This is a genomic window from Pseudomonas sp. LBUM1641 (assembly GCF_059716235.1).
The window spans coordinates 5,109,007-5,132,610 of record NZ_CP166815.1 but is presented as its reverse complement, the minus strand read 5'-3'; the positions used below and the strand labels follow the sequence as shown (position 1 = coordinate 5,132,610).

Genomic DNA, 23,604 nt, shown 5'->3' with positions numbered 1-23,604 from the left:
AATGAGCATAACCCGCTCGACGGGAGGTTGCCGCTACTGGCTGAAGGCGCCTTCCGAGAGTTTGGTCTCGATGGTGACTTCGGCGGTGGTCATCAGCTTATGCACCGGGCAGCGATCCGCCACGCGATGCAATTCATCCCGCTGCTCGTCGGTGAGTACGCCCTTGAGGGTGAGTTTGACGCTGAGCTTGTATTTGCCCTTTTGCTCTTCGGTGCTGTCGTGGGTGACTTCCACGGTGACGCCGGTCAGCGGAATGTCTTTTTTCTGTGCATAGAGCTTGACCGTCAGCGCCTTGCACGACGCCAGCGCGGCATCGAAGTAATCGTGGGGAGAGGGCGCCGAATCGTCGCCGCCCAGGCTCTTGGGCAGGTCGGTAAACAGCTCATGGTTATTGATGTTGACGCTGTGGCGAAAGTTTTCGGCGTTCAGCGTATTCACGGTAACAGGCATGGCAAACCTCACAGGGTGGCAGGAAGAAGCTCATGCAGTTATAGAGCATGCTGGCAGCTGGGTGTTCCCCATTGTTTACCGCTGAACCCGTAGGCGCGGCCTGAGGTCTACCTTCATTAGCCCTTGTTTGAGATGCCACCGTGCGCCGTACCCGCCTGAGTATTGCCCTGTTACTGGCCGCCGCGAGCCTTGCCGCGCAGGCCCGCGACTATGCCTACAGCGATGCACACCTGCATTACGTCGACTTCTTCCAGGAGTCGGCGGGCATGGACAAGTTGCTCAAGGCCATGGCCGATAATCGGATTGAACACGTGATGATTTCCGGCATTCCCGTGGCCAAGAAATGGCACGAAGACGAGCCCAAGCGCCCGCGTTATTACGCTGGCGACGATGCCGACGCGTATTGGTACAGCGCCACTGACGTGTTTGTCGCCGATGCGGTGAATAAGCTCACCCCGGAGCAACGCCAGCGCTTTCACCCGTTCCTCAGCGGTTTCAACCCCAACGATAAAAACGCCGCGTCCCACATCCAGCGCATGCTCGACCTCAATCCAGGGCTGTGGCAAGGCATCGGCGAAGTCTTCACCCGCCACGACGACCTGACTGCACTGACCTCCGGCGACACCCCAAGAGCCAACAACGAGGCGATGACCCGCATCTATCATTTGGCGGCGGAGAACGATCTGCCGGTGATGGTGCATTCCAACATCACCTCCAAGCGTGAGAAAAATCCGTTGTACCTCGCGGAAATGGAAGAGCCGCTGCGCAACCATCCGCACACCCGGTTTATCTGGGCTCACGCGGGCAGCAGCATGGAAATCCATCGGCACCAGACGCAGATGGATTTCCTGCTGCCGACCCTGGCACGCCTGCTGGAGGCTTACCCGAACCTGTACGTCGACCTGTCCTGGAGCGTGCTCACGCCTTACTTGCTGGATGAGGCGGGAACGCCACGCCCTGAGTGGGTAAAGCTGGTAGAGCGCTTCCCGGACCGCTTCATGCTTGGCTCGGACGTGGTAGGACGCTTCAACAAGCTGGGTAAGGAAATGCGCAGCTTCGACCCGTTCCTTGATGCGCTGCCTGAAGACGTGGCCAAAAAGGTCGCGCGGGACAATTTCCTGGCGATTCTGCCCAAGCCCAAGTGATGGGGTTTGTCATCCTGTCGTCATCCCTGCGTCATAAGCTGCGGCCTTCTCAAACAAGGAGTGCAGCATGCAATTCACCCGTTCAGGCGCCCTGGCGGCGCTGATGATGATTAGCAGCCTCGCCAGTGCCGAAGTGCGTATCGAAGGCCCGGTGGAGTACGGCGTGTTTGATGGCCCGAAAGCCGAGTTGCAGGCCGGAGAGCGCGTGCTGCGCCGCAGCAACGAACAGATTCAGTCCACCACCGTGGTGCCGGCGAAGCTGGGCACCAAATTCGGCCTGCGTTATCAACTGCTCGGCAAAGTCGCCGAAGGCACGCCGCTGACCTTGCTCTACTTCACCCCGGGCGTCCGCACGCCGGATGGTGTGCGTCACGACAAATTAGAAGTAACCCAGAAGCTGGTGCCCGGTGCCCCACAGGACGTGATGGCCTATGAGTTCACCGAAAACCACGAAGTGGTGCCGGGCGAGTGGCGTTTCATGGTGTTCCAGGGTGATCGTCTGCTCACGCAAAAGAGCTTTACCGTTCGCTGAATCGCTACAGCCGGGGCCGGGCGATCATAAGGCGTTTTGATATCGCGTTTTCGTCTTACGCAAACTTCGTTCTTCGCCGATACCTTTCAAGAGCCCGCTGCAGGTGGATGCAGCGCTTTTGGAAGGATTCCGAACATGAATATCAGAAGTCTGAATATCGCCCCTCGCGCCGGCCTGGGGTTTGGTTTGCTGGCGCTGATGGTGTTTGCCCTGGGTGGGTTTGCCTTGTCGCAGATGGGCAATATGCGCCAGCAGTCGGACCAGGTGGAAAACAACTGGCTGCCCAGCGTGATGGCGGTCGGCGAGATGAATCAGGACCTGCTGCGGGTACGGGCCCTGACGCTGCGCCTGCTGCTTAACCGCGACCCGCAGGCAATCACGCAGAATGAACAGAAAATCACCGAACTGAAAAACGGCCTGCATAAGGCTCAGTCGCTCTATGAAGGCTTGATTGTGCTGCCGGAAGAACGGGTGCTGTTCGATCGCTTCAAGACCGAGGAAGCGCGCTACCTGCAACGCCAAGAGCAAGTGCTGGCATTTTCCCGGGCCAATCAGCTGGAAGACGCGATCAAGGTAGTCAACGGCGAGATGAACCAGTTGGCCGATGAGTTGGCCGGCACCCTGCGTGAGCTGGTGACGCTGAACAAGGTCAGTGCAAATCAGGCGGCGAGCCTGGCCCAAAGCGTGTTTACCCAATCGCGCAGTTGGGTGGTTGGCATGATTGCCGTGACGGCGCTGATCACCATTGGCCTGGCACTGCTGCTGACCCGCAGTATCGTGCTGCCGTTATCCCAGTCGCTGAAAGTCGCCCAGGGCGTGGCCAGTGGCGACCTTACGGGTGTGATTACCGTCAGCGGCAACGATGAACCGGCGCGTTTGCAGCAGGCGCTGAAAAGCATGCAGGAGAGCCTGCGGGAAACCATTCGGCGTATTTCTGATTCGTCGAGCCAGTTGGCGTCGGCTTCCGAAGAACTCAGTTGTGTGACGGAAGATGCCACCCGTGGGCTGCATCAGCAAAGTCAGGAAATTGAACAGGCAGCTACTGCGGTGAACCAGATGACGGCGGCGGTGGAGGAGGTGGCGAGCAATGCGGTGGCCACTTCACAGGCGTCCCGTGAGTCGGACCGTATTGCCCAGCATGGTCGCGAGCAGGTGCATCAGACGGTGTTGTCGATTGAGTCCTTGGCGGATGATGTGACGGCCAATGCGACGCAGGTGGAGGACCTGGCGCAGAAGGTGTATGGCATCAGCAAGGTGCTGGATGTGATTCGCTCGATTGCCGAGCAGACCAATTTGCTTGCGTTGAATGCTGCCATTGAAGCCGCGCGGGCCGGGGACGCCGGGCGTGGGTTTGCAGTGGTGGCGGATGAGGTGCGGGCGCTGGCCCATCGGACCCAGCAGTCGACGCAGGAAATCGAGCAGATGATCAGCGGGATTCAGCAGGGGACTGATCAGGCGGTGAGCTCCATGCAGCAGAGCAACACCCGGGCGCGGTCGACGCTGGACATTGCCAAGTCGGCTGGGACGGCGCTGGAGGAGATTGCTTCGGCGTTTACGCTGATCAACGAGCGCAACCTGGTGATTGCCAGTGCCTCTGAAGAGCAGGCGGCGGTGGCGCGGGAGGTGGATCGCAATTTGATGAATATTCGCGATTTGGCGCAGCAGACGTCGGCGGGGGCGAATCAGACCAGTGCGGCGAGTCAGGAGTTGTCGCGGTTGGCGGTGGATCTCAACACCATGGTGGCTAGGTTTTCGGTTTAGGTTGCTGGACGGTGTACATATCCGTTGCTGCGGTAACGGCCGCTTAGGGTTCCGCTCTTACAGCGGGTCACTTTTGAAAAAGCGCAAAAGTAACCAAAACGCTCTGCCCCGCCTGTCGGCGCCTCGCTGTGGCTCGGCGTTCCCTCACTCCGGCACCGCGAAGCGGGCCGCCGCGACGGGCCATCCATGGCCCGGCGCGGCTAAACCGGCGTCCTGCCGGTTTACCCGCTCCGCACTGCCTGCGTTCGGCCTCGGGCTTATTGGGGCAGTCAGATCAAAATCAAAAGCAAGAGCACAGCGGCCTCCCGGCCGGCTTGAGTGTTAAAAGCAAAAGCAAAGACCAGAGCGAAAACAGATCTGCTTTTCTGTGGGAGCGGGCTTGCTCGCGAAAAACCTGAGAGCGCCGCGTTCATCCAGAATGCCCGCGTCATCGTTAACGACCTTCGCGAGCAAGCCCGCTCCCACATTTGGACCGTGCCCGCTTTAGCTTTTGATTTTGCTCTTCAACACTCAAGCCGGCCGGGAGGCCGCTGTGCTTTTGATCTGCTTTTGATCTTGATCTTAGGCGCCCCGTTAAACCACGCTGGCCGAACGCAGGCTTTGGAGCGTGGGTAACCCGGCAGGACGCCGGGTTAGCCGCGCTGGGCCAAGGATGGCCCATCGCGGCGGCCCACGGTCCAAAGCCGGAGTGAGGGCACACCGAGCCTAAGCGAGGTGCCGAGTGGTGGGGCAAGAGCGTTTTGCTTACTTTTGCGCTGTTCAAAAGTGAGCCGCTGTAAGAGCGGAACCCTAAGCGGCCGTTACCCAAATAATGGATATACACCCAACAACCAACGCAAAAAAAACGCCCCGAACCAGTCGGGGCGTTTTCAGACGATCAAGGCGCGAGGGCTTTTACTTACCCTGCCAGCGTTTCAGCACCAAGGTAGCGTTAGTGCCACCAAAGCCAAAGCTGTTGCTCATCACGGTGTTGATGGTCGCATCTTCACGAGTCTTGGTCAGGATCGGCATGTCAGCCACGTCCGGGTCCAGTTCCTCGATGTTGGCAGAACCTGCCATGAAGTTGCCTTCCATCATCAGCAGGCAGTAGATCGCTTCGTGAACGCCAGCGGCGCCCAGGGAGTGACCCGACAGGCTCTTGGTAGAGCTGATCGCCGGAGCCTTGTCGCCGAATACCGCACGCACACCTTCCATTTCCTTGGAGTCGCCGACCGGAGTCGAAGTACCGTGGGTGTTCAGGTAGTCGATCGGAGTATCAACGGTGGACATGGCCATCTGCATGCAGCGGATGGCGCCTTCGCCGCTTGGCGCAACCATGTCGTAGCCGTCGGAAGTCGCGCCGTAGCCAACGATTTCCGCGTAGATCTTCGCACCACGGGCCAGGGCGTGTTCCAGCTCCTCTACCACCACCATGCCGCCACCGCCAGCAATGACGAAACCATCACGGTTTTTGTCATAGGCGCGGGAGGCTTTGTCCGGGGTTTCGTTGTACTGGGTCGACAGGGCGCCCATGGCGTCGAACAGGAACGACTGGCTCCAATGTTCTTCTTCACCGCCACCAGCAAACACGATGTCTTGCTTGCCCAGCTGGATCTGCTCAACCGCGGTACCGATGCAGTGAGCACTGGTGGCGCAAGCGGAGGAGATCGAGTAGTTCACGCCCTTGATCTTGAACGGCGTGGCCAGGCAGGCGGAAACGGTGCTGCCCATGGTCCGCGTGACGCGGTACGGGCCAACACGCTTGACGCCTTTCTCGCGCAGGATGTCCAGCGCTTCCATCTGGTTCAAGGTCGACGCGCCACCTGAACCGGCGATCAGGCCGGTGCGTACGTTGGAAACCTGGTCTTCGCTCAGGCCGGAATCGGTGATCGCGTCCTTCATGGCCAGGTAGGCGTAAGCGGCTGCGTGGCCGACGAAGCGATAGATCTTGCGATCAATCAGCTCTTCGAGGGGCAGGTCGATGGAGCCGGAAACCTGGCTACGCAGACCCATTTCGGCATATTCCGGGTTGAAGCGGATGCCAGGGCGACTTGCACGCAGGTTAGCGGAGACGGTCTCTTTGTCATTGCCCAGGCACGAAACGATGCCCAGACCAGTGATAACGACGCGGCGCATGCGGATAACCCTTAAAAGTTGTCAGTGGAAGTAAATACGCCGACCCGAAGGCCTTCGGCAGTATAAATCTCGCGACCGTCGACAGTCACCGAACCATCGGCAATGGCCAGGTTCAGCTTGCCCTTGAGGACGCGCTTGATTTGAATGTTGTAGGTGACTTTCTTGGCGGTCGGCAAGACCTGGCCAAAGAACTTCACTTCGCCCGAACCCAGGGCGCGACCGCGGCCCGGCAGGCCTTGCCAGCCCAGGTAGAAGCCAACCAGCTGCCACATGGCGTCGAGGCCCAGGCAGCCCGGCATCACCGGATCGCCTTCGAAATGGCAGGCGAAAAACCACAGGTCAGGGGTGATATCCAGCTCGGCGACCAATTCACCTTTGCCGTACTTGCCACCCTCTTCACTGATATGGGTGATGCGATCCACCATCAGCATGTTCGGGGCGGGCAGTTGCGCGTTACCTGGGCCGAACAGCTCACCGCGACTGCAGCGCAGCAGGTCTTCCCGAGTAAAGGCGTTTTGTTTGGTCATGCGAGCTCCTCAATAATCCCATGCGGCAGGGCAGGGCAAATCTTCCCGGCCGACTGAAGCGTTCATGCCTCATATCGGCAGCCTACACATAGACTATTGCGTTGTAGTGAAAGTCACAGCGTCAAGGTCATGAATGTACACTTGTGCACTGAAATTATAAACCGGGCCGGTTTACGGGCCCGTTCGGGTGCCTAAGACTGCCGCACTTTCGTCTTTCACGCCAGTCGCAGTTGGCTGATGGCACCGTGTTACTGCACCCATCGCTGCAGGATTTGCTGTAAATCCGTGCGTTTGAACGGCTTTGCCAGGTAATCGTTCATTCCAGCCGCCAAACAGGCTTCGCGGTCGCCCTGCAAGGCGTTGGCCGTGAGGGCGATGATCGGCAGGTCGGCGCAACCGGGCAACTGGCGAATCTGCCGGGTGGCCTCGTAACCGTCGATGCCCGGCAGTCGGCAGTCCATCAGGATCGCGGTAAAAATCAGGCTCTCGGCACTGCGAATCGCTTCGGCGCCGTCGGTGGCAATGCTGACTTCAAATCCAAGGCTGCGCAGCATGGCTTCAACCACGGTGCGATTGACCGGGTTGTCCTCCACCAGCAACACGTTACGGCCTTCGCCTGCACTGGCACTGCCTTCGGCGTTCGGCACGATCACCGGCAAGCTCTGCTGGTAAATCGCCAGCGGAATTTCCAGGGTGAACACCGAGCCCTGGCCTTCTTCGCTCTGGGCGCGAAGGGTGCCGCCCATGCGTTCGGCCAGGGTGCGTGCGATAGGCAGGCCCAGTCCGGTGCCGCCGTAACGTCTTGAAATGGAACTGTCAGCTTGCTGGAACGCATCGAACATCAATTCCAGGCGCTCGGCCGAGATGCCAATCCCGCTGTCGCGCACGGTGCAGGTGAACCACAACAGTTCATGGTCCAGGGTTTGCCAGTGCGGTTCGACGGTGACGGTGCCGTGCTCGGTGAACTTGAGGGCATTGCCGATCAGGTTCACCAGAATCTGCCGGATACGCGTCGGGTCGCCCTGCACCTGCAGCGAGTCCAGGCCCTGCGGAATCGGCACTTCAAGCGCCAGCCCGCGTTGCTGGGCGGCATGCTGGAAGGCCTGGGCGCAGCTGCTGATCAGCTCCATCAGGTCGAACGGAATGTGCTCCAGCTCCAGGGCCGCGCGCTCGATGCGCGAGAAGTCGAGGATATCGTTGATCACTTTGAGCAGGTGTTCGGTGGACTCCGAAGCGAGCGCCGCGTACTCGGTCTGCTCCTCGGTCATGTCGGTGGTTTCCAGCAACTGCAGCATGCCCAGCACCCCATTCATCGGCGTGCGCAGTTCATGGCTCATCATTGCCAGGAAATCCGACTTGGCATTGTTCGCCCGCTCGGCTTCTTCGCGGGTCTGGATCAACTGGGCCATGGCCTGGTGCTGTTCGCGACTGGCCTGGTTCAAACCGTCGGCGAGGTTATTGATGTGACGCGACAGGTCGCCCAGTTCCGAGTCATCGACAATGGGCAGTGGCGTCTGGTAATCGCCCTGCTGGATCGCCTTGACCGCATTGCCCATGGCGCTGATCGGCTGCGACAGGCTGGCCGCCAGGCGCCGGGCCAACAAGAAAGTAAACAACAGGGCGAACAGCGCGAGAATCCCGGCCTTGAACAGGATTTCCTGCTGGCGCTGGCTGAACGCATCGTTGGACATACCCACAATCACCCGGCCCAGGTAATCCGCACGAGGCGCCTTGGGCTCGGCGATGTTGTCCTGGAAGAAGTCATTGCCCAGTTGGATATGTTGCAGGCGAATCGGCGCCTGGAACACTTTCACCGACAGCGAGCGGTCGTGCTTCTCCGACGGTTGCTCGACGTACACCAGAATGTTTTCCGTGCTGTCCTGTATCTCCAGAAAGCGCACATGCGGCGTGGCCAGGGTGGCCCGCAACAGGCTTTCGAGCACGTCGTTGTTGCCGGAAATAACCCCGTATTCGGTGGCCGGTGCCAGTTGGTTGGCGATCAATTGGCCGGTGTGGTCCAGCTCCTGGCGCAAGTCCTGGATCCGTACGAAGGTAAAGAAGCTGATCAACAGCAGCGTCAACAGGAGTGCCGGGCCCAGGGTGATGAGCTGGGTTCGGGTGTTGATGTCCCAACGGCGACGAAATGTCATGGGCGTTTTTCTCCTTCGGCCAGGCGGGCGGCGACGTTGGTTTCGTCCACCTGTTCGATCCCCAGTGAGCGCGCAACCTGCGGGTTGCCCACGACTTTGAAGCGTTCCGGGTACAACGAGCGCGGCCAGTTGGCGGGCGCATGGTCCAGCAGCCGGTCGAGTACATTCAGCCAGTCGGCCTGATCGCTGTAGGTGCTGGCCAGGCTGCCGGCCTTGACGAACCCGGCGTTGGGCCCGACCAGTGGCAATTGCCTGGCGTAGCTGCTGAGCAGCAGGTTTTTCGCGGTTTTCGGGTTGTACAGCTGGGGATCATCCAGCCCCAGCAAGACGTCGCTGCTCTTGAACAGGCTTTGCAGCGGACGACTGTCGTTAGTGTTGTCCCAAAGCTGGGGCACGATCTCCAGCCCCATCGGCGCCGCATGCTGGCGCAACTCGCGGAGCAGGAATTCGCTGTCGATCCCATAGAGCACACCGATGCGCCGGGCCTGGGGCAGGATGCCGGTGATCAGGCGCAGTTGGCGGTCCAGTGGCGGGTCGCTCCACAACAGGCTGATCTTCGATGGCACGCTGTCGCCCAGGCGCTGGCGGGCTTGCAGGCGGCTGATGCGCAGCACCAGGGTCGGCGGGCCCTGGGTGTCTTGCAGGCGCCAGTCGAGGCTGGGCAGGTCCAGCAGGATCAGGCGGGTACTGGCGGGCAAGTGCGCGGGGGCGGGAAGGTCTTTGAGTGGGGTGAACTTCACATGGTCTTCGGGGCGCTGTTCGCTCAGGGCCTGGACGAATGCTTGTACGCCCGGGCCGTCTTCGTCGGCAGTCAGCAGGATTTCCGCCGCCCATGTCGGTGCGGCAAACAGTAAAACCCCAAACAACACACAGCACCGCCAGAGTCGGGCGGTAAAGGAGAGGGTCATCCGTGACAAGTCGCTATCCACTAGAACTCTAACTCCGCACTGAAGTAGAGCACGTGGCGTTGGTCATAGTTGTTGTCGGGCCAGGTGGTGGGCTGATTGTCGAGACGTTGTTGCAACATGCCGGCCAGCTCCACGTTGGCTTTGCCCAAGGCAATGCGCTTGGCCACCCGCAGGTCGACCCGTTCGAAGCGATACTGGTTGAGCGCGTCGTCGCCATAGTAGAACACCGCACTGGACCAGCCATGGCCCCATTCCCGCATCCAGCCGGCCGAGCCGCTGTTGCGGGCGGTTTGCTGTCTGTCCAGAGGGTTGGTGGCGCTGGCGTCTACGTAAGCATAGGTCAGCCGCAGCCGGTCGGCGGTGCTCATGTGCCAGTCGAGTTGGGTTTCAGTGCCGGTAAAGCGCGAGCTGTTGGAGTTGCTGGCGATGTACTGGTTGTTGCGTAGCGGCTCGCTGACCATGTCGCTGATTTCGTCATAGAACAGCTTCACGTCGACGTTCAGCCCGATGTCGGCAAAAAAGCCGTTGTAGCCCAGCTCCCGGGAGCGCATCAGCTCTTTGTCGAGGTTGCCCGGGCCGCGGGTTACCACGAAATATTGACCGGAGTTCTGGCCGTAGGCCGGCGAACTGAGGTTGGTGACGCGGTAACTCCAGTTGACGTTGTTCTCGAACATGTCCGGCGAACGGATGGCTTCGGAGTACACCGCACGCAGGCCGTGACGCGGGTTGATCAGGTAGTTGATGGCCACCCGGGGCGTCAGCGAGTTGCCGCTCAGGTGGGTGTCTTCATACATTGCGCCGCCCTGGAGCAGCCAGTGTTCGCTGGCACGCCATTCCAGATGGCCAAACATGCGCCAGGTGGTGTCGTCCAGGATGCCGTTGAAGTAGGTGTCGGAGTCGGCGCGGTCGTAGCGGTAGTTCATGCCGCTGACCAGGCGCAGGCTGTCGGACAGGCTGAGGGTGTCCTGAATCTCCAGGTCGTAGCGGCTTTCCTTGGTGCTTTGGTCGATGTTGCCGCAAACCGGGTCCTTGCCGCCGTCACCCCATTGCTGGAGCACCTGCCGGGCCAGCGCCTGTTCGGCGGGGCTGCCGGGTGGAAGGTTGCCGGGGTTGAAGTTGTTCATGTGCCGGGCAAGTCGCTCGGCATAGTTGGGATTGAGTTGCCACAGCTGGGTCAACTCCGGGCTGAACGAGACCTTGGCGTCGCAGGCGCGCCAGATCTGCCGGCGATCCCACTGCTGGGCCGAGCCCTGGATATACAGGCTGTGATCAGGATTGAAGTCGAAGTTCCAGCGCAGGGAGCCGGCGTAATCCTTGGCGCTGACGTCGGAATTTGTACCGCCTTCGGTAATCCCGTCGAACACCGGTTGGTAGGTGTACGGGCGTTGGTTGGTACCTTCCTTGGCGTCCAGTTGCCAGTCGATGCTTTGTTGCGCATTCAGGGTCTGGCTCACGGCGAGGCTGAAGCGGCTCAGGCGGCGACTGTCACGGCGGTCGGCGCCCACACGGTCGCTGTCAAAACCATCGTCCTGTTGGCCGGACAGTGACAGGCGCAAGTCGCCGGTTTCCCAGCCCATGCCCTGGCTGGCGTACCAGTCGTTGATCCCGCGTCCGCCCTGGGTGAGTTTCATCCGGGTACCGTGGCTGTTGGCCGGCGAGCGGGTGAGGATGTTGACCACCGCCATCAGCGCGTTGGCACCGTAGCTGACGGTGTTGGGGCCACGGAAGACTTCGATGCGGTCGATGTCTTCCAGGGCCACCGGAATATCGCTCCAGTCAACCGTCGCCAGGCCCGCGCGGTACACCGAGCGACCATCGATCAACACCTGCATGCGCCGGGCGTCGCCGGCCTGGGTGCCGTGGTAATTCACGGCGGCCTGGTTGCCGGTGGTGTAGCCGACCATCATCCCGGGTACCAACCGCAGCAGTTCCGGGATATCCCGCGCACCGCTGGCCTTGATCAACTCGCTGTCGATCACCGTCATGCTACCGGGCACGGCGGCGGCCGATTGCTTGAGCCGCGTAGCGGTCAGTACCTGCGGCAGCGGTTGGCTGTCGAGGAACAGATCGTCGGCCAGCAACGGTGCACTGCACCACGGCATGCACAACAGCGTCAGCAGAAGGGATGAGCGAGGAGGAGGGCCCAAATACACGGCACGGCCTTGATAATTACGGATAGCCGCCCATGTTAACTGAGGCGGGGCCTTTTGCCAGTCGTCGGCCCTGTAATTACTTCGCACAAATGTCGCATTTTCCGACAAGCGTTTGAATTGACGCGGGGGCTGGCCGCAAGCGGGTCGCTCCGTATAATGCGGCCATCGCCACTGCTATGGATTAACGGATTGCATATGACTGAACAGCGCCCTATTGCGGTCCTGGGAGGCGGAAGTTTTGGTACCGCCGTGGCTAATCTGCTGGCTGAAAATGGTCACCAGGTGCGTCAATGGATGCGTGACCCCGAGCAAGCCGAGGCCATCCGGGTCAACCGGGAAAACCCCCGTTACCTTAAAGGCATCAAGATTCTGCCGGCCGTGGAGCCGGTGACTGATTTGCAGGCGACGCTGACCGAGTGCGACCTGTGCTTCGTCGCCCTGCCATCCAGCGCCTTGCGTTCGGTGCTCGCGCCCCACGCCGAGCGGTTGGCGGGCAAGCTGCTGGTCAGTCTGACCAAGGGCATCGAGGCGCACACCTTCAAGTTGATGAGCGAAATCCTTGAAGAAATCGCCCCCGAGGCACGCATTGGCGTGTTGTCCGGCCCGAACCTGGCGCGGGAAGTGGCTGAGCACGCGCTGACCGCCACCGTGATCGCCAGTGAAGACGAAGAACTTTGCGAGCGGGTGCAGGCAGTGCTGCACGGTCGCACTTTCCGTGTTTACGCCAGTGCCGACCGCTTCGGCGTCGAGCTGGGCGGGGCGTTGAAAAACGTCTACGCGATCATCGCCGGCATGGCGGTTGCGCTGGGCATGGGTGAAAACACCAAGAGCATGCTGATCACCCGTGCCTTGGCCGAGATGACCCGCTTTGCGGTCAACCAGGGCGCCAACCCGATGACCTTCCTCGGGCTTGCTGGCGTGGGCGACCTGATCGTCACCTGCTCGTCACCGAAAAGCCGCAACTATCAGGTAGGTTTCGCCCTCGGCCAGGGCCTGAGCCTGGAAGACGCCGTGACGCGTTTGGGCGAAGTGGCCGAAGGCGTCAACACCCTGAAGGTGCTGAAGGCCAAGGCCCAGGAAGTCGGGGTGTACATGCCGCTGGTCGCCGGTTTGCACGCGATCCTGTTCGAAGGGCGCACCTTGAACCAGGTCATCGAGTTGCTGATGCGGGCCGAGCCGAAGACCGATGTCGACTTTATTTCCACCAGTGGTTTCAACTGAGGAACGCGTCATGAACGATCCGAAAGCAGCTCCCAAATACGAATCCATCGGCCTGCGTGTCCTGTGGATGCTGGTGTTTGCCCTGGTGTGGCAAGTGGCGCAGTTTCTGCTGGGTGCGCTGGTGGTAGTGCAACTGGTTTACCGGTTGGTGTACGGCGCGCCGAACCTTGGGCTGATGAATTTTGGTGACAGCCTGAGTCAGTTTTTGGCGCAGATTGGGCGGTTTGGCAGTTTTCACAGTGATCAGAAGCCTTGGCCGTTTGCTGATTGGCCGACGCCCCGTGCACCGGAAGGTGAGGCTGCTCACAGCGTGCCGCCGGCGCCGCATCCTGTGCGTGATGAGGAACCGAAGCTATGAAGGTGTGGGTGTTGCGTCACGGTGAGGCCGAGGGGCATGCGCGTACGGATGCTGAGCGCAATTTGACGGCGCATGGGCGTGAGGAGGTTTTGCGCAGTGCGGGGCATCTGATTGGGCAGCCTGTGCGGGCGATTATTGCCAGTCCTTATGTGCGGGCGCAGCAGACGGCGCAGTTGGTGCGGGAGGCGTTGGGGTTTGAGCCTGAAATCCGCACTGTGCCTTGGTTGACGCCCGAGAGTAATCCGCTGGAGGTGCTCAAGCATCTCGATAATGACGATGATGTATTGTTGGTCAGTCATCAGCCGTTTGTGGGGGGGCTGATCAGTTATTTGCAGCATGGGCATTTGCGGCAGCCGCAGGCTATGAGTACGGCGAGTTTGGCGGAGTTGGAGGGGGATTTTCCGTTGGCGGGGTTGATGAGTCTTTTGAGTGTTCGGAATCCTTAAGGTTGGGTTTGGGTTTGGGTTTGGGATTGGGTACATATCCGTTTCTTCGGTAACGGCCACTTATGGTTCCGCTCTTACAGCGGGTCACTTTTGGCAAACGCCCGGAATGCCGGCCCAGCCAAAAGTAACCAAAAGGTCTTTGCCCCACCACTCGGTGCCTCGCCTAGGCTCGGCATGCCCGCACTCCGGCCCGGTTCCGCGGGCCGCCGCGACGGGCCATCCATGGCCCGGCGCGGCTAAACCGGCGTCCTGCCGGGTTACCCGCTCCACCGTGCCTGCTTGCGGCCATCGTGGTTGACGGGGCCCGCAGATCAAGATCAAAAGCAGATCAAAAGCAGAGCACGCGGCCTACAGGCCGGCTTGAGTGGTAAAAGCGAAAGCAAAGCTGCTTTTTTGTAGGAGCGAGCTTGCTCGCGAAAAACCTGAGAACGCCGCGTTGAATCAGGACGCCCGCGTCATCGTTAACGACCTTCGCGAGCAAGCCCACTCCCACATTTGGACCGTGCCCACTTTAGCTTCTGATTTTGCTGTTGCTGTTGCTTCACCACACTCAAGCCGGCCTGTAGGCCGCTGTGCTCTTGATCTGCTTGTGATCTTGATCTTAGGCGCCCCGTTAAACCACGCTGGCCGAACGTAGGCAGTACGGAGCGGGTAAACCGGCAGGACGCCGGTTTAGCCGCGACGGGGCAGGGACGCCCCGTCGCGGCGGCCCGCTTCGTGCTGCCGGAGTGCGGGCACACCGAGCCTAGGCGAGGTGCCGAGTGGTGGGGCAAGAGCGTTTTGCTTACTTTTGCGCTTTTCAAAAGTGAGCCGCTGTAAGAGCGGAACCATAAGCGGCCGTTACCTGAATAAAGGATATGCCCCCAAAAACAGCAGAACTTGCACCCCCCGCGCTCCCATGAAATAGTCAGCCCAAGCAAGTGCTTGGTTGGCTACCATCGGAACACAAAGGAGCGCGTCCATGTCTGTCGCTATTCGTTTGCCGCTGCAAGTCTTCTTCGACCGCGAAGCCCGCCACCCACGGCAACGATTCCTGGTTCAGCCCATCAAAGGCGGCGAGGTTGAAACCCTCACCTGGGCCGACGCCGGCCACCAAGCCCGCTGCGCCGCCCACTGGCTGCGCGCCCGCGACCTCCCCCAGGGCTCCCACATCGCCCTGATCTCCAAAAACTGCGCCCACTGGATCATCGCCGACCTCGCCATCTGGATGGCCGGCCACGTCTCCGTGCCGCTCTACCCCAACCTCACCGCCGACTCCGTCGCCCACGTACTTGAACACTCCGAATCCGCATTGGCATTTATCGGCAAACTGGACGACTGGCCCGCCATGTCCGCCGGAGTAAAGGCCGACCTGCCCACCATCAGCCTGCCGCTGTGCCCCGAAGGCGAATTCGACTTCACCTGGGCTGACCTGCAAGCCTGCTCACCCATCCAGGACAACCCCGCGCCAGCCGCTTCGGACCTGGCCACCATCATCTACACCTCCGGCACCACCGGCCTGCCCAAGGGCGTGATGCACAGCTTCGGCGCCCTGGCTTTCGCGGCCACTCGCGGCACTGAATTGTTCGGCCTGGGGGAGGGCGATCGCCTGTTGTCCTACCTGCCGCTGTGCCACGTGGCCGAGCGCATGTTTGTGGAAATGGCCTCGATCTACACCGGGCAAACCGTATTTTTCGCCGAGAGCCTCGACACGTTTCTGACAGACCTCAAGCGGGCCAGGCCGACAGCACTGTTCGGCGTACCGCGCATCTGGACCAAATTCCAGATGGGCGTCTACAGCAAAATCCCCGCAAGCCGCCTCGACACCTTGCTACGCCTGCCCTTTATCGGCAAACGCGTTGGCCACAAAGTGCTCGCCGGGTTGGGCCTGGACGCCGTACGCGTGGCAATCTCCGGCGCAGCCCCCGTGCCCGAAGCCCTGTTGGTCTGGTACCGCAGGCTCGGCCTGGATGTGCTGGAGGTCTACGGCATGACTGAAAGCTGCGGTTACTCCCACGTGTGCCGCCCCGGCGAGCAGAAACTCGGCTGGATCGGCCCGCCATGTCCGGACGTTGAAGTGCGCATCGGTGACGACGGCGAAGTCCAGGTGCGTAGCGGCGCGACCATGCTCGGTTATTTCAAGGACCCGGTGAAAACCGCCGAAACCATTACCGCCGACGGCTTCCTGCGCACCGGCGACAAGGGCGAGCAGGACGCCGATGGCCGACTGCGGTTGACCGGACGGCTCAAGGAAATCTTCAAGACCAGCAAAGGCAAATACGTGGCCCCGGCGCCGATTGAAAACCGCCTGGCCGAGCATGCGCGTATCGAGCAGGTGTGCGTGGTAGGCGATGGCTTGAGCGCGCCCATAGGCCTGTGCGTGTTATCCGTGGTGGGCCTGCAAGATGCCGATGGCCAGGGGCGTCAGGCGTTGCAGGTCAGCCTCGAGCGCCTGCTGGAAGAGGTCAACCAGGCGCTGGATAAACATGAACGCTTGCGCCAACTGGTGGTGGTGAAAGACAGTTGGGCGGTGGAAAACGGTTTCCTCACGCCGACCTTGAAGATCAAGCGTAACGTGATTGAAGCCGTCTACGGGTCGCAGTTTCCGGCCTGGAGCGCGCGCTCCGAAGCCGTGCTGTGGCAGGATTGAGCACTGACATAAAACCAATAAGGACCGATCAATGAGCCTGTGGCGCACCCAACCGAATATCGAACAACTCAATGCGATCCAGAAAAATACCATCGGTGAAGTGCTGGATATTCGCTTCGAAAGCTTTGACGACGAGTCCCTGACCGCCAGCATGGTGATCGACCACCGCACCCATCAACCCTACGGCCTGCTGCACGGCGGCGCGTCGGTGGTGCTGGCGGAAACCGTGGGCTCCATGGCCAGTTACCTGTGCATCGACGCCAGCAAGTTCTATTGCGTGGGCCTGGAAATCAACGCCAACCACCTGCGCGGCTTGCGCAGCGGGCGGGTGACGGCGGTGGCCAAGCCGATTCATATCGGGCGCACCACCCACGTGTGGGACATCCGCCTGACCAGCGATGAAGGCAAGGCCAGCTGCGTATCGCGCCTGACCATGGCCGTGGTGCCGCTGGGCGAGAACCCGCCGGCTCGATAGGTGTGGCGTGAGTGTCATCATTCCTGGCAGTTACAGTCATTGCCGTGACTGCCCGGTCTGGGGAGAATCAACGCTCTGTTTAGGGTGATGGATCAGGTATGTCGCAGCACGTGTTTTTCGCTCACGCCAATGGCTTTCCTTCGGCGACCTACGGCAAGTTGTTTGCCGCCCTGGCCCCGGAGTACGCCGTCGCGCATTTGCCGCAGCACGGTCACGACCCGAGGTTTCCGGTGGATGACAACTGGCAGAACCTGGTGGACGAACTGATCCACCACCTTGAGCAACAACCGGAACCGGTGTGGGGGGTGGGCCATTCGTTGGGGGGCGTGCTGCACCTGCACGCGGCCATGCGTTGCCCGCAGTTATATCGCGGCGTGGTGATGCTCGATTCCCCGGTGCTGACCCTGGCCGATCGCTGGGTGATCCGTGCGGCCAAGCGCTTCGGTTTTATCGACCGGCTGACCCCGGCGGGTCGTACCCTGGGGCGGCGTGAAGAGTTCGCCGACCTGGCGGCAGCGCGCCAGTACTTTGCTGGCAAGACCCTGTTTCGCGGCTTTGATCCCGAGTGTTTCGACGCTTACCTGCAACATGGCCTGGAGCAGGTGGGTGACCGCCTGCGCCTGCGCTTTGATCCGGCCACCGAGATCAGCATTTACCGTGGTGTGCCCCACACCAGTCCCGGCCAGGCCCGGCAATTGAAAGTGCCGCTGGCGGTGGTGCGTGGCCGCCAGAGCCGGGTAGTGATGCGTCACCATGCCAGCGGTGTTGGACGCATGCCCATGGGCGAAATGCTGACCATGCCCGGTGGCCACATGTTTCCTCTTGAGCGCCCACAGGACACTGCCACCTTGATCAAGAATCTGTTTGCCCGTTGGGAAGCTCGCCAGCGCGAGCGCAGTTGCGCATGACCGCGCCCGTCGAAGAAGTCCGCCTGGCGTTGCCGCACATCGAGTTGGCGGCGCATCTGTTTGGCCCTGAAGACGGCTTGCCGGTGATTGCCCTGCATGGCTGGTTGGACAATGCCAACAGCTTCGCGCGCCTGGCGCCGAAACTCGATGGCCTGCGCATCGTTGCGCTGGACATGGCCGGCCATGGTCATTCGGCTCATCGTCCCGTCGGTGCCGGTTACTCCCTGTGGGATTACGTCCACGATGTGCTGCAAGTCGCCGAGCAACTGGGCTGGAAACGTTTTGCATTACTTGGCCACTCCCTCGGCGCCATCGTTTCCCTGGTGTTGGCCGGCGCCTTGCCGGAGCGAGTGACACACCTGGGATTGATCGATGGCGTGATCCCGCCGACCGGCACCGCAGACAACTCGGCCGAACGCCTCGGCATGGCGTTGCAGGCGCAATTGAACCTGCAGGACAAACGCAAACCGGTGTACAGCACCCTCGATCGGGCGGTGGAAGCGCGGATGAAAGGCGTGGTGGCGGTCAGTCGCGAAGCCGCCGAACTGCTGGCCCAACGCGGCCTTATGCCAGTTCCCGGAGGTTACACCTGGCGCAGCGACAGCCGGCTGACCCTGGCTTCCCCTATGCGTCTGACAGAAGAGCAGGCGATGGCCTTCGTGCGTCGAGTCGGCTGTCCGACGCAACTGGTGGTCGCCGAAGACGGCATGTTGGCGAAACATTCCGAATTGCTTTCCGGGCTTCCATTCCAGGTGACCACCTTGCCCGGTGGCCATCATTTGCACCTGAACGACGAGTCAGGCGCTACCCTTGTTGCAGACTGTTTCAATCGGTTCTTCTCCACGCCTTGACTTGGCGGGGTCAACTGCCGAGGCTGGGCGGATCGAAAGGGAGTCAACCATGAACGATCTCAACACCGCAGCGCACCCCAATGGCCAGGGCGCGCTCATCCGATGAGTATGCCGAAGGGATTTATCCGTATTCTGGGGCTGTGCTGTTTCAGCCCGCTGGTGTTCGCCGCCGACGTACCGGGTAGCCAGGACTTGCCCGCCGTGGCCCGTCAGGCCGACGCGCAGATCGTCGACTACCGCCCCGCTGAAGATAAAGAACGCATCTACCCGCTGGGCTCGATCCGCAAGATCAGCGGCCAGCTGCGCTACGAAGGCCAGGCCACCGCCCGCGGCCAAACCACCGCCATCACCTATGAACTGCCTGCCGAACACACTTCCAGCGCTGCATTCACCGCCACCCGCGAAGCCTTGCAGGCCCAGGGCGCGCAGTTGCTGTTCTGGTGCCAGGCCCGCGATTGCGGCGAAAGCAGCCTGTGGGCCAATGAAGTCTTCGGCAACGCCAAGCTGGTAGGCGCCGACGGCCAGCAGGAATACCTGTTGCTGCGCCTGGCGGCGCCCCAAGACAATTCCCTGGTCGCGCTGTACGGCATCACCCGGGGCAATCGCCGGGCGTATCTGCATGTAGAGCAGTTGGACGCCAGCGCACCGCTGGGTGACTTGCTACCGACTTCCGCCACGCTGCTGCGGGAGCTGAAAAGCACTGGCGAGCTGGACTTCCCCAAGCTGGGTACCGAACCTGACGCCACCTGGCTCACCCTTATTTCCCGTGGACTGAACCTGGATGCCACCTTGCGGGTCAGTTTGACCGGGCCCACCGCCGAAGCATGGCGCCAGGGCTTGATTGATCAGGGCGTACGTGCGGCCCGGCTGGAAACCGGCACTGGCGAAGCGAAGGGTTTGCACCTGCATCTGATACGCTGACCGTTCCAGGGCGAACGGACCCGCGCCGTTCGCCTAAGCTCTTCCTCTTACAGACTTCTTTTCGAGAAACCACATGCTCAATAACGATCGCCTGCTGGTGCAGATCCTGCTGCTGGTGTTGTTTGGTGCCAGCTTCTGGGTGATGGCGCCGTTCTGGTCGGCGCTGTTCTGGGGCGCGGTGCTGGCGTTTGCCAGTTGGCCGGTGATGCGCCTGCTCACCCGCTGGCTGGGTGGACGCGAATCCCTGGCTGCCGGAATCCTGACCCTGGTCTGGATGCTCTTGGTGGCGTTGCCGCTGGTATGGCTGGGGTTCAACCTGGCTGACCATGTGCGCGACGCCGTTGGCTTGATCAAGGATATCCAGGTGGATGGTTTGCCCGAGGCACCTACCTGGCTCGGCTCAATTCCTTTTGTCGGCGAGCGGTTGGTGGCGATGTGGGACAGCATCGACCAGCAGGGCGCGGCGTTGATGGTCACCCTCAAGCCGTACCTGGGGCAGGTGGGCAACTGGTTGCTGGCCCGAAGCGCGCAGATTGGCGGCGGGATTCTGGAGCTGACCCTGAGCCTTGTATTTGTGTTCTTTTTCTACCGTGACGGGCCGCGTCTGGCGATGTTTGTCCATCGTCTGCTGGAGCGGTTGATCGGCGATCGTGCGGGTTACTACATCGAACTGGTCGCGGGCACGGTGCAGCGGGTGGTCAACGGTGTGATCGGCACCGCTGCCGCCCAAGCCCTGCTGGCGCTGATCGGCTTCTGGATTGCCGGGGTGCCGGGGGCATTGGTGCTGGGCATAGTAACGTTCCTGCTGAGCCTGATTCCCATGGGCCCACCGCTGATCTGGATCCCGGCCACCGCATGGCTGGCGTGGAAGGGCGACTACACCTATGCGGTATTCCTGGGCGTGTGGGGCACGTTCATCATCAGCGGCGTGGACAACGTGCTCAAGCCGTACCTGATCAGCCGTGGCGGCAACCTGCCGCTGGTGATCGTGTTGCTGGGGGTGTTTGGCGGGTTGATTGCGTTTGGCTTCATCGGTCTGTTTATCGGCCCGACATTGCTCGCGGTGGCGTATAGCTTGCTGACGGACTGGAGCGCCAGCCAGGCTCAGGTACGGCGGGAGGATAAAGCCGGGCAGTAAGGGTTCATGCAGGGCGTAGGGATCATTCCTACGCCCTCGGCAGCCACATCACTGCCGTCAGGCCACCGCCCGGCGTTTCCTCCAGGCTCAGCCGTCCACCGAGGCGTTCAACCGCTTCCTTGGAAATCGTCATCCCTAACCCCACGCCGCCGGAGTTACGATTGCGCGAGCCTTCCAGCCGATAAAACGGCTCAAACACCGCCTCGCGTTTATCCGTCGCAATCCCCGGGCCATGGTCGATCACCTTGATCACCAGCGCCTGCGGGCTGTCCGCCAGTTCGATGCGCGCGGTGCCGGCATAGCGCAAGGCGTTGTCGATCAGGTTGTTCAGGCTCGAACGCAGGGCCATCGGTTGCACCTGCAGCGGCACACATTCACCACTGCATTGCACGTCGGAGCCGCGGTCCTGGGCGTTTTCACTCAGGGATTCCACCAGCGCCTGCACATCCAGCCAATGCCGGGTTTCACTGGTGCGTTGTTCGTGCAGGTAGCTCAGGGTGGCGTCGAGCATGCCGATCATGTCATCCAGGTCCTGGCGCATCTGGCCCTGCAGCTTGGTGTCTTCGATCTGTTCCAGGCGTAGCTTGAGCCGTGACAACGGGGTGCGCAGGTCATGGGACACGGCGCCGAGCATCCGCGCACGCTGGGTGACCTGTTCGCGGATGCGCTTTTGCATCAGGTTAAAGGTCGACGCCGCCTGCCGTGCTTCCCGTGGGCCGGACTCGTTCAGCGGTGGGCTGTCGAGGTCCAGGCTCAGGCGTTCGGCTGCGGCGCTCAGGCGCTGGATCGGCCGGCTGAGTAACTTGGCGCCATACCAGGCCGCGATGATCAGCGAGAAAAACTGAAACGTCAGCGGCACCACAGGCCCGCCGAACCAGGGACGGCGATGCGCCTTGGGCATTGGCGTCAGGGTGCCGTCCGGTTCCTCGATGAAGGTTTCGTGTGGCGGTGGCGGCGGCGGGCCATAGTGGTGAAACCAGAAAAATGCCAGCGCGTGGGCCAACACAATCGCCACCAGCAACACACCGAACAGCCGCCCGAACAGGGTGTTGAAGGCGTTGCGCATCAGCCGATATCCCGGGCGTCGAACAGGTAGCCTTCACCGCGTACGGTCTTGATCAACTGCGGAGCCTTGGGATCATCCCCGAGTTTTTGGCGCAGGCGCGAGACCAGCAGGTCAATGCTGCGATCAAACGCTTCGATGGAACGGCCACGGGCCGCATCCAGCAATTGCTCGCGGCTCAGCACCCGGCGCGGGCGCTCGATAAACACCCACAGCAAGCGGAATTCGGCGTTGGACAGCGGCACCACCAGGCCATCGTCGGCCACCAGTTGGCGCAGCACGCTGTTGAGGCGCCAGTTGTCGAAGCGGATATTCGCCCGTTGCTCGGTGCGATCATCCCGCACGCGACGCAGGATGGTCTGGATACGCGCCACCAGCTCGCGAGGCTCGAAGGGCTTGGACATGTAATCGTCGGCTCCCAGTTCCAGACCGATGATGCGGTCGGTGGGTTCGCAGCGGGCAGTGAGCATCAGGATCGGGATGTCCGACTCAGCTCGCAGCCAGCGGCACAGTGACAAGCCGTCTTCACCGGGCAACATCAGGTCGAGCACCACCACGTCGAAGGTTTCGGCTTGCATGGCCTGGCGCATGGCGGCGCCATCGGTCACGCCGCTGGCGAGGATATTGAAGCGCGCCAGGTAATCGATCAGCAGTTCGCGGATCGGCACGTCGTCGTCGACGATCAGCGCGCGGGTGTTCCAGCGCTTGTCTTCACCCACAAGCGAGCCTTTTTGATCGTCATTCAGCGCAGGAGTCAGGGTTTGCATGGTGCGATCATCTACCTGGTGGGCCGCCGGGCCGAAGATCGGCGGCGAGGTTGTTGCGTTCAGCATAGGCGCCCAGCCCCGGGGCTGGAAGTTCTGTACGGTGGTTCACGTGTGCGAGGCTAATCTTCGGGGGTATTGCAGGCATGTCGGGAATGTATCGGTTTCGACACAATTGCCAGGGAGCCCGCAATCTGGCGGCTAAATCGCGAATTACCGATCATCGGATCCCGCAAACGCGCTGCTTGCGCTACAATCCGCGCCGATTTCGACTTGCCTGAGAGCCCATTCCAATGTCCGTCTGCCAGACTCCTATCATCGTCGCCCTGGATTACCCCACCCGTGACGCCGCACTGAAGCTGGCTGACCAGTTGGACCCCAAGCTTTGCCGGGTCAAGGTCGGCAAGGAATTGTTCACCAGTTGTGCGGCAGAAATTGTCGGCACCTTGCGTGACAAAGGCTTCGAGGTGTTCCTCGACCTGAAATTCCACGACATCCCCAACACCACCGCGATGGCGGTCAAGGCCGCCGCCGAAATGGGCGTGTGGATGGTCAATGTGCACTGCTCCGGCGGTTTGCGCATGATGGCCGCGTGCCGTGAAGTGCTCGATCAGCGCACCGGCCCCAAGCCATTGTTGATTGGCGTCACCGTGCTGACCAGCATGGAACGTGAAGACCTGGCCGGCATCGGCCTGGATATCGAGCCACAGGAACAAGTGCTGCGCCTCGCCGCCCTGGCGCAAAAGGCGGGTATGGACGGCCTGGTGTGCTCGGCGCTGGAAGCTCAGGCGTTGAAGACCGCCCACCCGTCGCTGCAACTGGTGACCCCGGGGATTCGTCCGGCGGGCAGCGCCCAGGACGACCAGCGTCGCATCCTGACGCCGCGCCAGGCGTTGGACGCCGGTTCCGATTACCTGGTGATCGGTCGCCCGATCAGCCAGGCGGCCGACCCGGCCAAGGCGCTGGCGGCGGTGGTTGCCGAGATCGCCTGACTAAAGCAGCCACGGTCTCTGTGGGAGCTAGCTTGCCTGCGATAGCATCGCCTCGGTATCACTGAAACACCGAGTCGCCTGCATCGCGGGCAAGCCC

The 23,604-nt window shown here is 61.4% G+C and carries 21 protein-coding genes and 1 pseudogene; 14 read left to right on the top strand and 8 right to left on the bottom strand.

Going from position 1 to position 23,604, the window contains the following annotated elements:
- Window positions 1-33 precede the first annotated feature (33 nt).
- Window positions 34-450 (bottom strand): OsmC family protein, encoded by a 417-nt coding sequence (locus ACA046_RS23445; protein WP_017477540.1) that lies wholly within the window; start codon window positions 448-450, stop codon window positions 34-36.
- 140 nt (window positions 451-590) lie between these two features.
- On the opposite strand from ACA046_RS23445, the gene ACA046_RS23440 reads away from it, so the two are divergent.
- The 4 genes and pseudogenes from ACA046_RS23440 (at window position 591) to ACA046_RS23425 (ending at window position 3,888) form a co-directional block, all read left to right on the top strand.
- Window positions 591-1,595, top strand: a complete 1,005-nt coding sequence (locus ACA046_RS23440) for an amidohydrolase family protein (RefSeq protein ID WP_497675087.1) — start codon at window positions 591-593, stop codon at window positions 1,593-1,595.
- Between the two features lie 67 nt (window positions 1,596-1,662).
- A complete protein-coding gene (locus ACA046_RS23435) occupies window positions 1,663-2,127 on the top strand; it encodes a DUF3859 domain-containing protein (protein ID WP_459022805.1) in 465 nt (154 codons plus the stop codon).
- 135 nt (window positions 2,128-2,262) lie between these two features.
- Window positions 2,263-3,033 (top strand): annotated as a pseudogene (locus tag ACA046_RS23430) (MCP four helix bundle domain-containing protein); the annotation flags it as partial.
- A complete protein-coding gene (locus ACA046_RS23425; protein WP_404942412.1) occupies window positions 3,025-3,888 on the top strand; it encodes a methyl-accepting chemotaxis protein in 864 nt (287 codons plus the stop codon). The pseudogene ACA046_RS23430 and the gene ACA046_RS23425, both read left to right, overlap by 9 nt.
- An 894-nt stretch (window positions 3,889-4,782) precedes the next feature.
- Here ACA046_RS23425 and fabB read toward each other — a convergent pair.
- From fabB to ACA046_RS23400, 5 genes are all read right to left on the bottom strand, one after another.
- Entirely contained in the window at window positions 4,783-6,003 is a 1,221-nt protein-coding gene (gene fabB, locus ACA046_RS23420; protein WP_003210553.1) for a beta-ketoacyl-ACP synthase I, read from the bottom strand.
- An 11-nt stretch (window positions 6,004-6,014) separates the two neighbouring features.
- Window positions 6,015-6,530 carry a 3-hydroxyacyl-[acyl-carrier-protein] dehydratase FabA gene (fabA, locus tag ACA046_RS23415; RefSeq protein ID WP_003210552.1) on the bottom strand — a complete coding sequence of 172 codons (516 nt, stop codon included), beginning with the start codon at window positions 6,528-6,530 and terminating at the stop codon, window positions 6,015-6,017.
- 248 nt (window positions 6,531-6,778) lie between these two features.
- Window positions 6,779-8,680, bottom strand: a complete 1,902-nt coding sequence (locus tag ACA046_RS23410; RefSeq protein WP_076015240.1) for an ATP-binding protein — start codon at window positions 8,678-8,680, stop codon at window positions 6,779-6,781.
- Window positions 8,677-9,588, bottom strand: a complete 912-nt coding sequence (locus ACA046_RS23405; RefSeq protein ID WP_459022801.1) for an ABC transporter substrate-binding protein — start codon at window positions 9,586-9,588, stop codon at window positions 8,677-8,679. Before ACA046_RS23405 ends, ACA046_RS23410 begins: the two co-directional genes overlap by 4 nt.
- Window positions 9,589-9,608: 20 nt before the next feature.
- Entirely contained in the window at window positions 9,609-11,741 is a 2,133-nt protein-coding gene (locus ACA046_RS23400) for a TonB-dependent receptor plug domain-containing protein (protein WP_497675086.1), read from the bottom strand.
- A gap of 195 nt (window positions 11,742-11,936) precedes the next feature.
- On the opposite strand from ACA046_RS23400, the gene ACA046_RS23395 reads away from it, so the two are divergent.
- From ACA046_RS23395 to ACA046_RS23355, 9 genes are all read left to right on the top strand, one after another.
- A complete protein-coding gene (locus tag ACA046_RS23395) occupies window positions 11,937-12,962 on the top strand; it encodes an NAD(P)H-dependent glycerol-3-phosphate dehydrogenase (protein WP_459022799.1) in 1,026 nt (341 codons plus the stop codon).
- A gap of 10 nt (window positions 12,963-12,972) precedes the next feature.
- Complete coding sequence (locus tag ACA046_RS23390) at window positions 12,973-13,320, top strand: DUF4389 domain-containing protein (protein ID WP_063028225.1); 348 nt, start codon at window positions 12,973-12,975, stop codon at window positions 13,318-13,320.
- Window positions 13,317-13,766: a phosphohistidine phosphatase SixA gene (gene sixA / locus ACA046_RS23385; RefSeq protein ID WP_076015244.1), complete on the top strand. Its 450-nt coding sequence runs from the start codon at window positions 13,317-13,319 to the stop codon at window positions 13,764-13,766. Before ACA046_RS23390 ends, sixA begins: the two co-directional genes overlap by 4 nt.
- Before the next feature lie 961 nt (window positions 13,767-14,727).
- Entirely contained in the window at window positions 14,728-16,395 is a 1,668-nt protein-coding gene (locus ACA046_RS23380; protein ID WP_497675085.1) for an AMP-binding protein, read from the top strand.
- A 31-nt stretch (window positions 16,396-16,426) separates the two neighbouring features.
- Window positions 16,427-16,870: a hotdog fold thioesterase gene (locus ACA046_RS23375; protein WP_076015246.1), complete on the top strand. Its 444-nt coding sequence runs from the start codon at window positions 16,427-16,429 to the stop codon at window positions 16,868-16,870.
- A gap of 98 nt (window positions 16,871-16,968) precedes the next feature.
- Window positions 16,969-17,778, top strand: coding sequence for an alpha/beta fold hydrolase (locus tag ACA046_RS23370; RefSeq protein WP_076015247.1), 810 nt, complete (start codon window positions 16,969-16,971; stop codon window positions 17,776-17,778).
- Complete coding sequence (locus ACA046_RS23365; protein WP_459022790.1) at window positions 17,775-18,629, top strand: alpha/beta hydrolase; 855 nt, start codon at window positions 17,775-17,777, stop codon at window positions 18,627-18,629. The genes ACA046_RS23370 and ACA046_RS23365 overlap by 4 nt, the downstream gene beginning before the upstream one ends.
- Window positions 18,630-18,731: 102 nt before the next feature.
- Complete coding sequence (locus ACA046_RS23360) at window positions 18,732-19,550, top strand: DUF4892 domain-containing protein (RefSeq protein ID WP_459022788.1); 819 nt, start codon at window positions 18,732-18,734, stop codon at window positions 19,548-19,550.
- A gap of 73 nt (window positions 19,551-19,623) precedes the next feature.
- Window positions 19,624-20,688, top strand: a complete 1,065-nt coding sequence (locus tag ACA046_RS23355; RefSeq protein WP_459022786.1) for an AI-2E family transporter — start codon at window positions 19,624-19,626, stop codon at window positions 20,686-20,688.
- A 28-nt stretch (window positions 20,689-20,716) separates the two neighbouring features.
- On the opposite strand, the gene ACA046_RS23350 is transcribed toward ACA046_RS23355, so the two are convergent.
- On the bottom strand, window positions 20,717-21,754 hold the full coding sequence (locus tag ACA046_RS23350) for a sensor histidine kinase (protein ID WP_459022784.1): 1,038 nt from the start codon (window positions 21,752-21,754) through the stop codon (window positions 20,717-20,719).
- Window positions 21,754-22,518, bottom strand: coding sequence for a response regulator (locus ACA046_RS23345; RefSeq protein ID WP_076015347.1), 765 nt, complete (start codon window positions 22,516-22,518; stop codon window positions 21,754-21,756). Before ACA046_RS23345 ends, ACA046_RS23350 begins: the two co-directional genes overlap by 1 nt.
- Window positions 22,519-22,808: 290 nt before the next feature.
- Between ACA046_RS23345 and pyrF the strand changes: the two genes are divergently transcribed.
- On the top strand, window positions 22,809-23,507 hold the full coding sequence (gene pyrF, locus ACA046_RS23340; RefSeq protein ID WP_076015252.1) for an orotidine-5'-phosphate decarboxylase: 699 nt from the start codon (window positions 22,809-22,811) through the stop codon (window positions 23,505-23,507).
- Window positions 23,508-23,604: the final 97 nt, after the last annotated feature.

Bases quoted from the DNA above. Each gene is read 5' to 3' on its own strand.
- ACA046_RS23445 (WP_017477540.1), bottom strand. From the start codon at position 450: ATGCCTGTTACCGTGAATACGCTGAACGCCGAAAACTTTCGCCACAGC.
- ACA046_RS23435 (WP_459022805.1), top strand. From the start codon at position 1,663: ATGCAATTCACCCGTTCAGGCGCCCTGGCGGCGCTGATGATGATTAGC.
- ACA046_RS23425 (WP_404942412.1), top strand. From the start codon at position 3,025: ATGCAGGAGAGCCTGCGGGAAACCATTCGGCGTATTTCTGATTCGTCG.
- fabB (WP_003210553.1), bottom strand. From the start codon at position 6,003: ATGCGCCGCGTCGTTATCACTGGTCTGGGCATCGTTTCGTGCCTGGGC.
- fabA (WP_003210552.1), bottom strand. From the start codon at position 6,530: ATGACCAAACAAAACGCCTTTACTCGGGAAGACCTGCTGCGCTGCAGT.
- ACA046_RS23410 (WP_076015240.1), bottom strand. From the start codon at position 8,680: ATGACATTTCGTCGCCGTTGGGACATCAACACCCGAACCCAGCTCATC.
- ACA046_RS23405 (WP_459022801.1), bottom strand. From the start codon at position 9,588: ATGACCCTCTCCTTTACCGCCCGACTCTGGCGGTGCTGTGTGTTGTTT.
- ACA046_RS23395 (WP_459022799.1), top strand. From the start codon at position 11,937: ATGACTGAACAGCGCCCTATTGCGGTCCTGGGAGGCGGAAGTTTTGGT.
- ACA046_RS23390 (WP_063028225.1), top strand. From the start codon at position 12,973: ATGAACGATCCGAAAGCAGCTCCCAAATACGAATCCATCGGCCTGCGT.
- sixA (WP_076015244.1), top strand. From the start codon at position 13,317: ATGAAGGTGTGGGTGTTGCGTCACGGTGAGGCCGAGGGGCATGCGCGT.
- ACA046_RS23380 (WP_497675085.1), top strand. From the start codon at position 14,728: ATGTCTGTCGCTATTCGTTTGCCGCTGCAAGTCTTCTTCGACCGCGAA.
- ACA046_RS23375 (WP_076015246.1), top strand. From the start codon at position 16,427: ATGAGCCTGTGGCGCACCCAACCGAATATCGAACAACTCAATGCGATC.
- ACA046_RS23370 (WP_076015247.1), top strand. From the start codon at position 16,969: ATGTCGCAGCACGTGTTTTTCGCTCACGCCAATGGCTTTCCTTCGGCG.
- ACA046_RS23365 (WP_459022790.1), top strand. From the start codon at position 17,775: ATGACCGCGCCCGTCGAAGAAGTCCGCCTGGCGTTGCCGCACATCGAG.
- ACA046_RS23360 (WP_459022788.1), top strand. From the start codon at position 18,732: ATGAGTATGCCGAAGGGATTTATCCGTATTCTGGGGCTGTGCTGTTTC.
- ACA046_RS23355 (WP_459022786.1), top strand. From the start codon at position 19,624: ATGCTCAATAACGATCGCCTGCTGGTGCAGATCCTGCTGCTGGTGTTG.
- ACA046_RS23350 (WP_459022784.1), bottom strand. From the start codon at position 21,754: ATGCGCAACGCCTTCAACACCCTGTTCGGGCGGCTGTTCGGTGTGTTG.
- ACA046_RS23345 (WP_076015347.1), bottom strand. From the start codon at position 22,518: ATGCAAACCCTGACTCCTGCGCTGAATGACGATCAAAAAGGCTCGCTT.
- pyrF (WP_076015252.1), top strand. From the start codon at position 22,809: ATGTCCGTCTGCCAGACTCCTATCATCGTCGCCCTGGATTACCCCACC.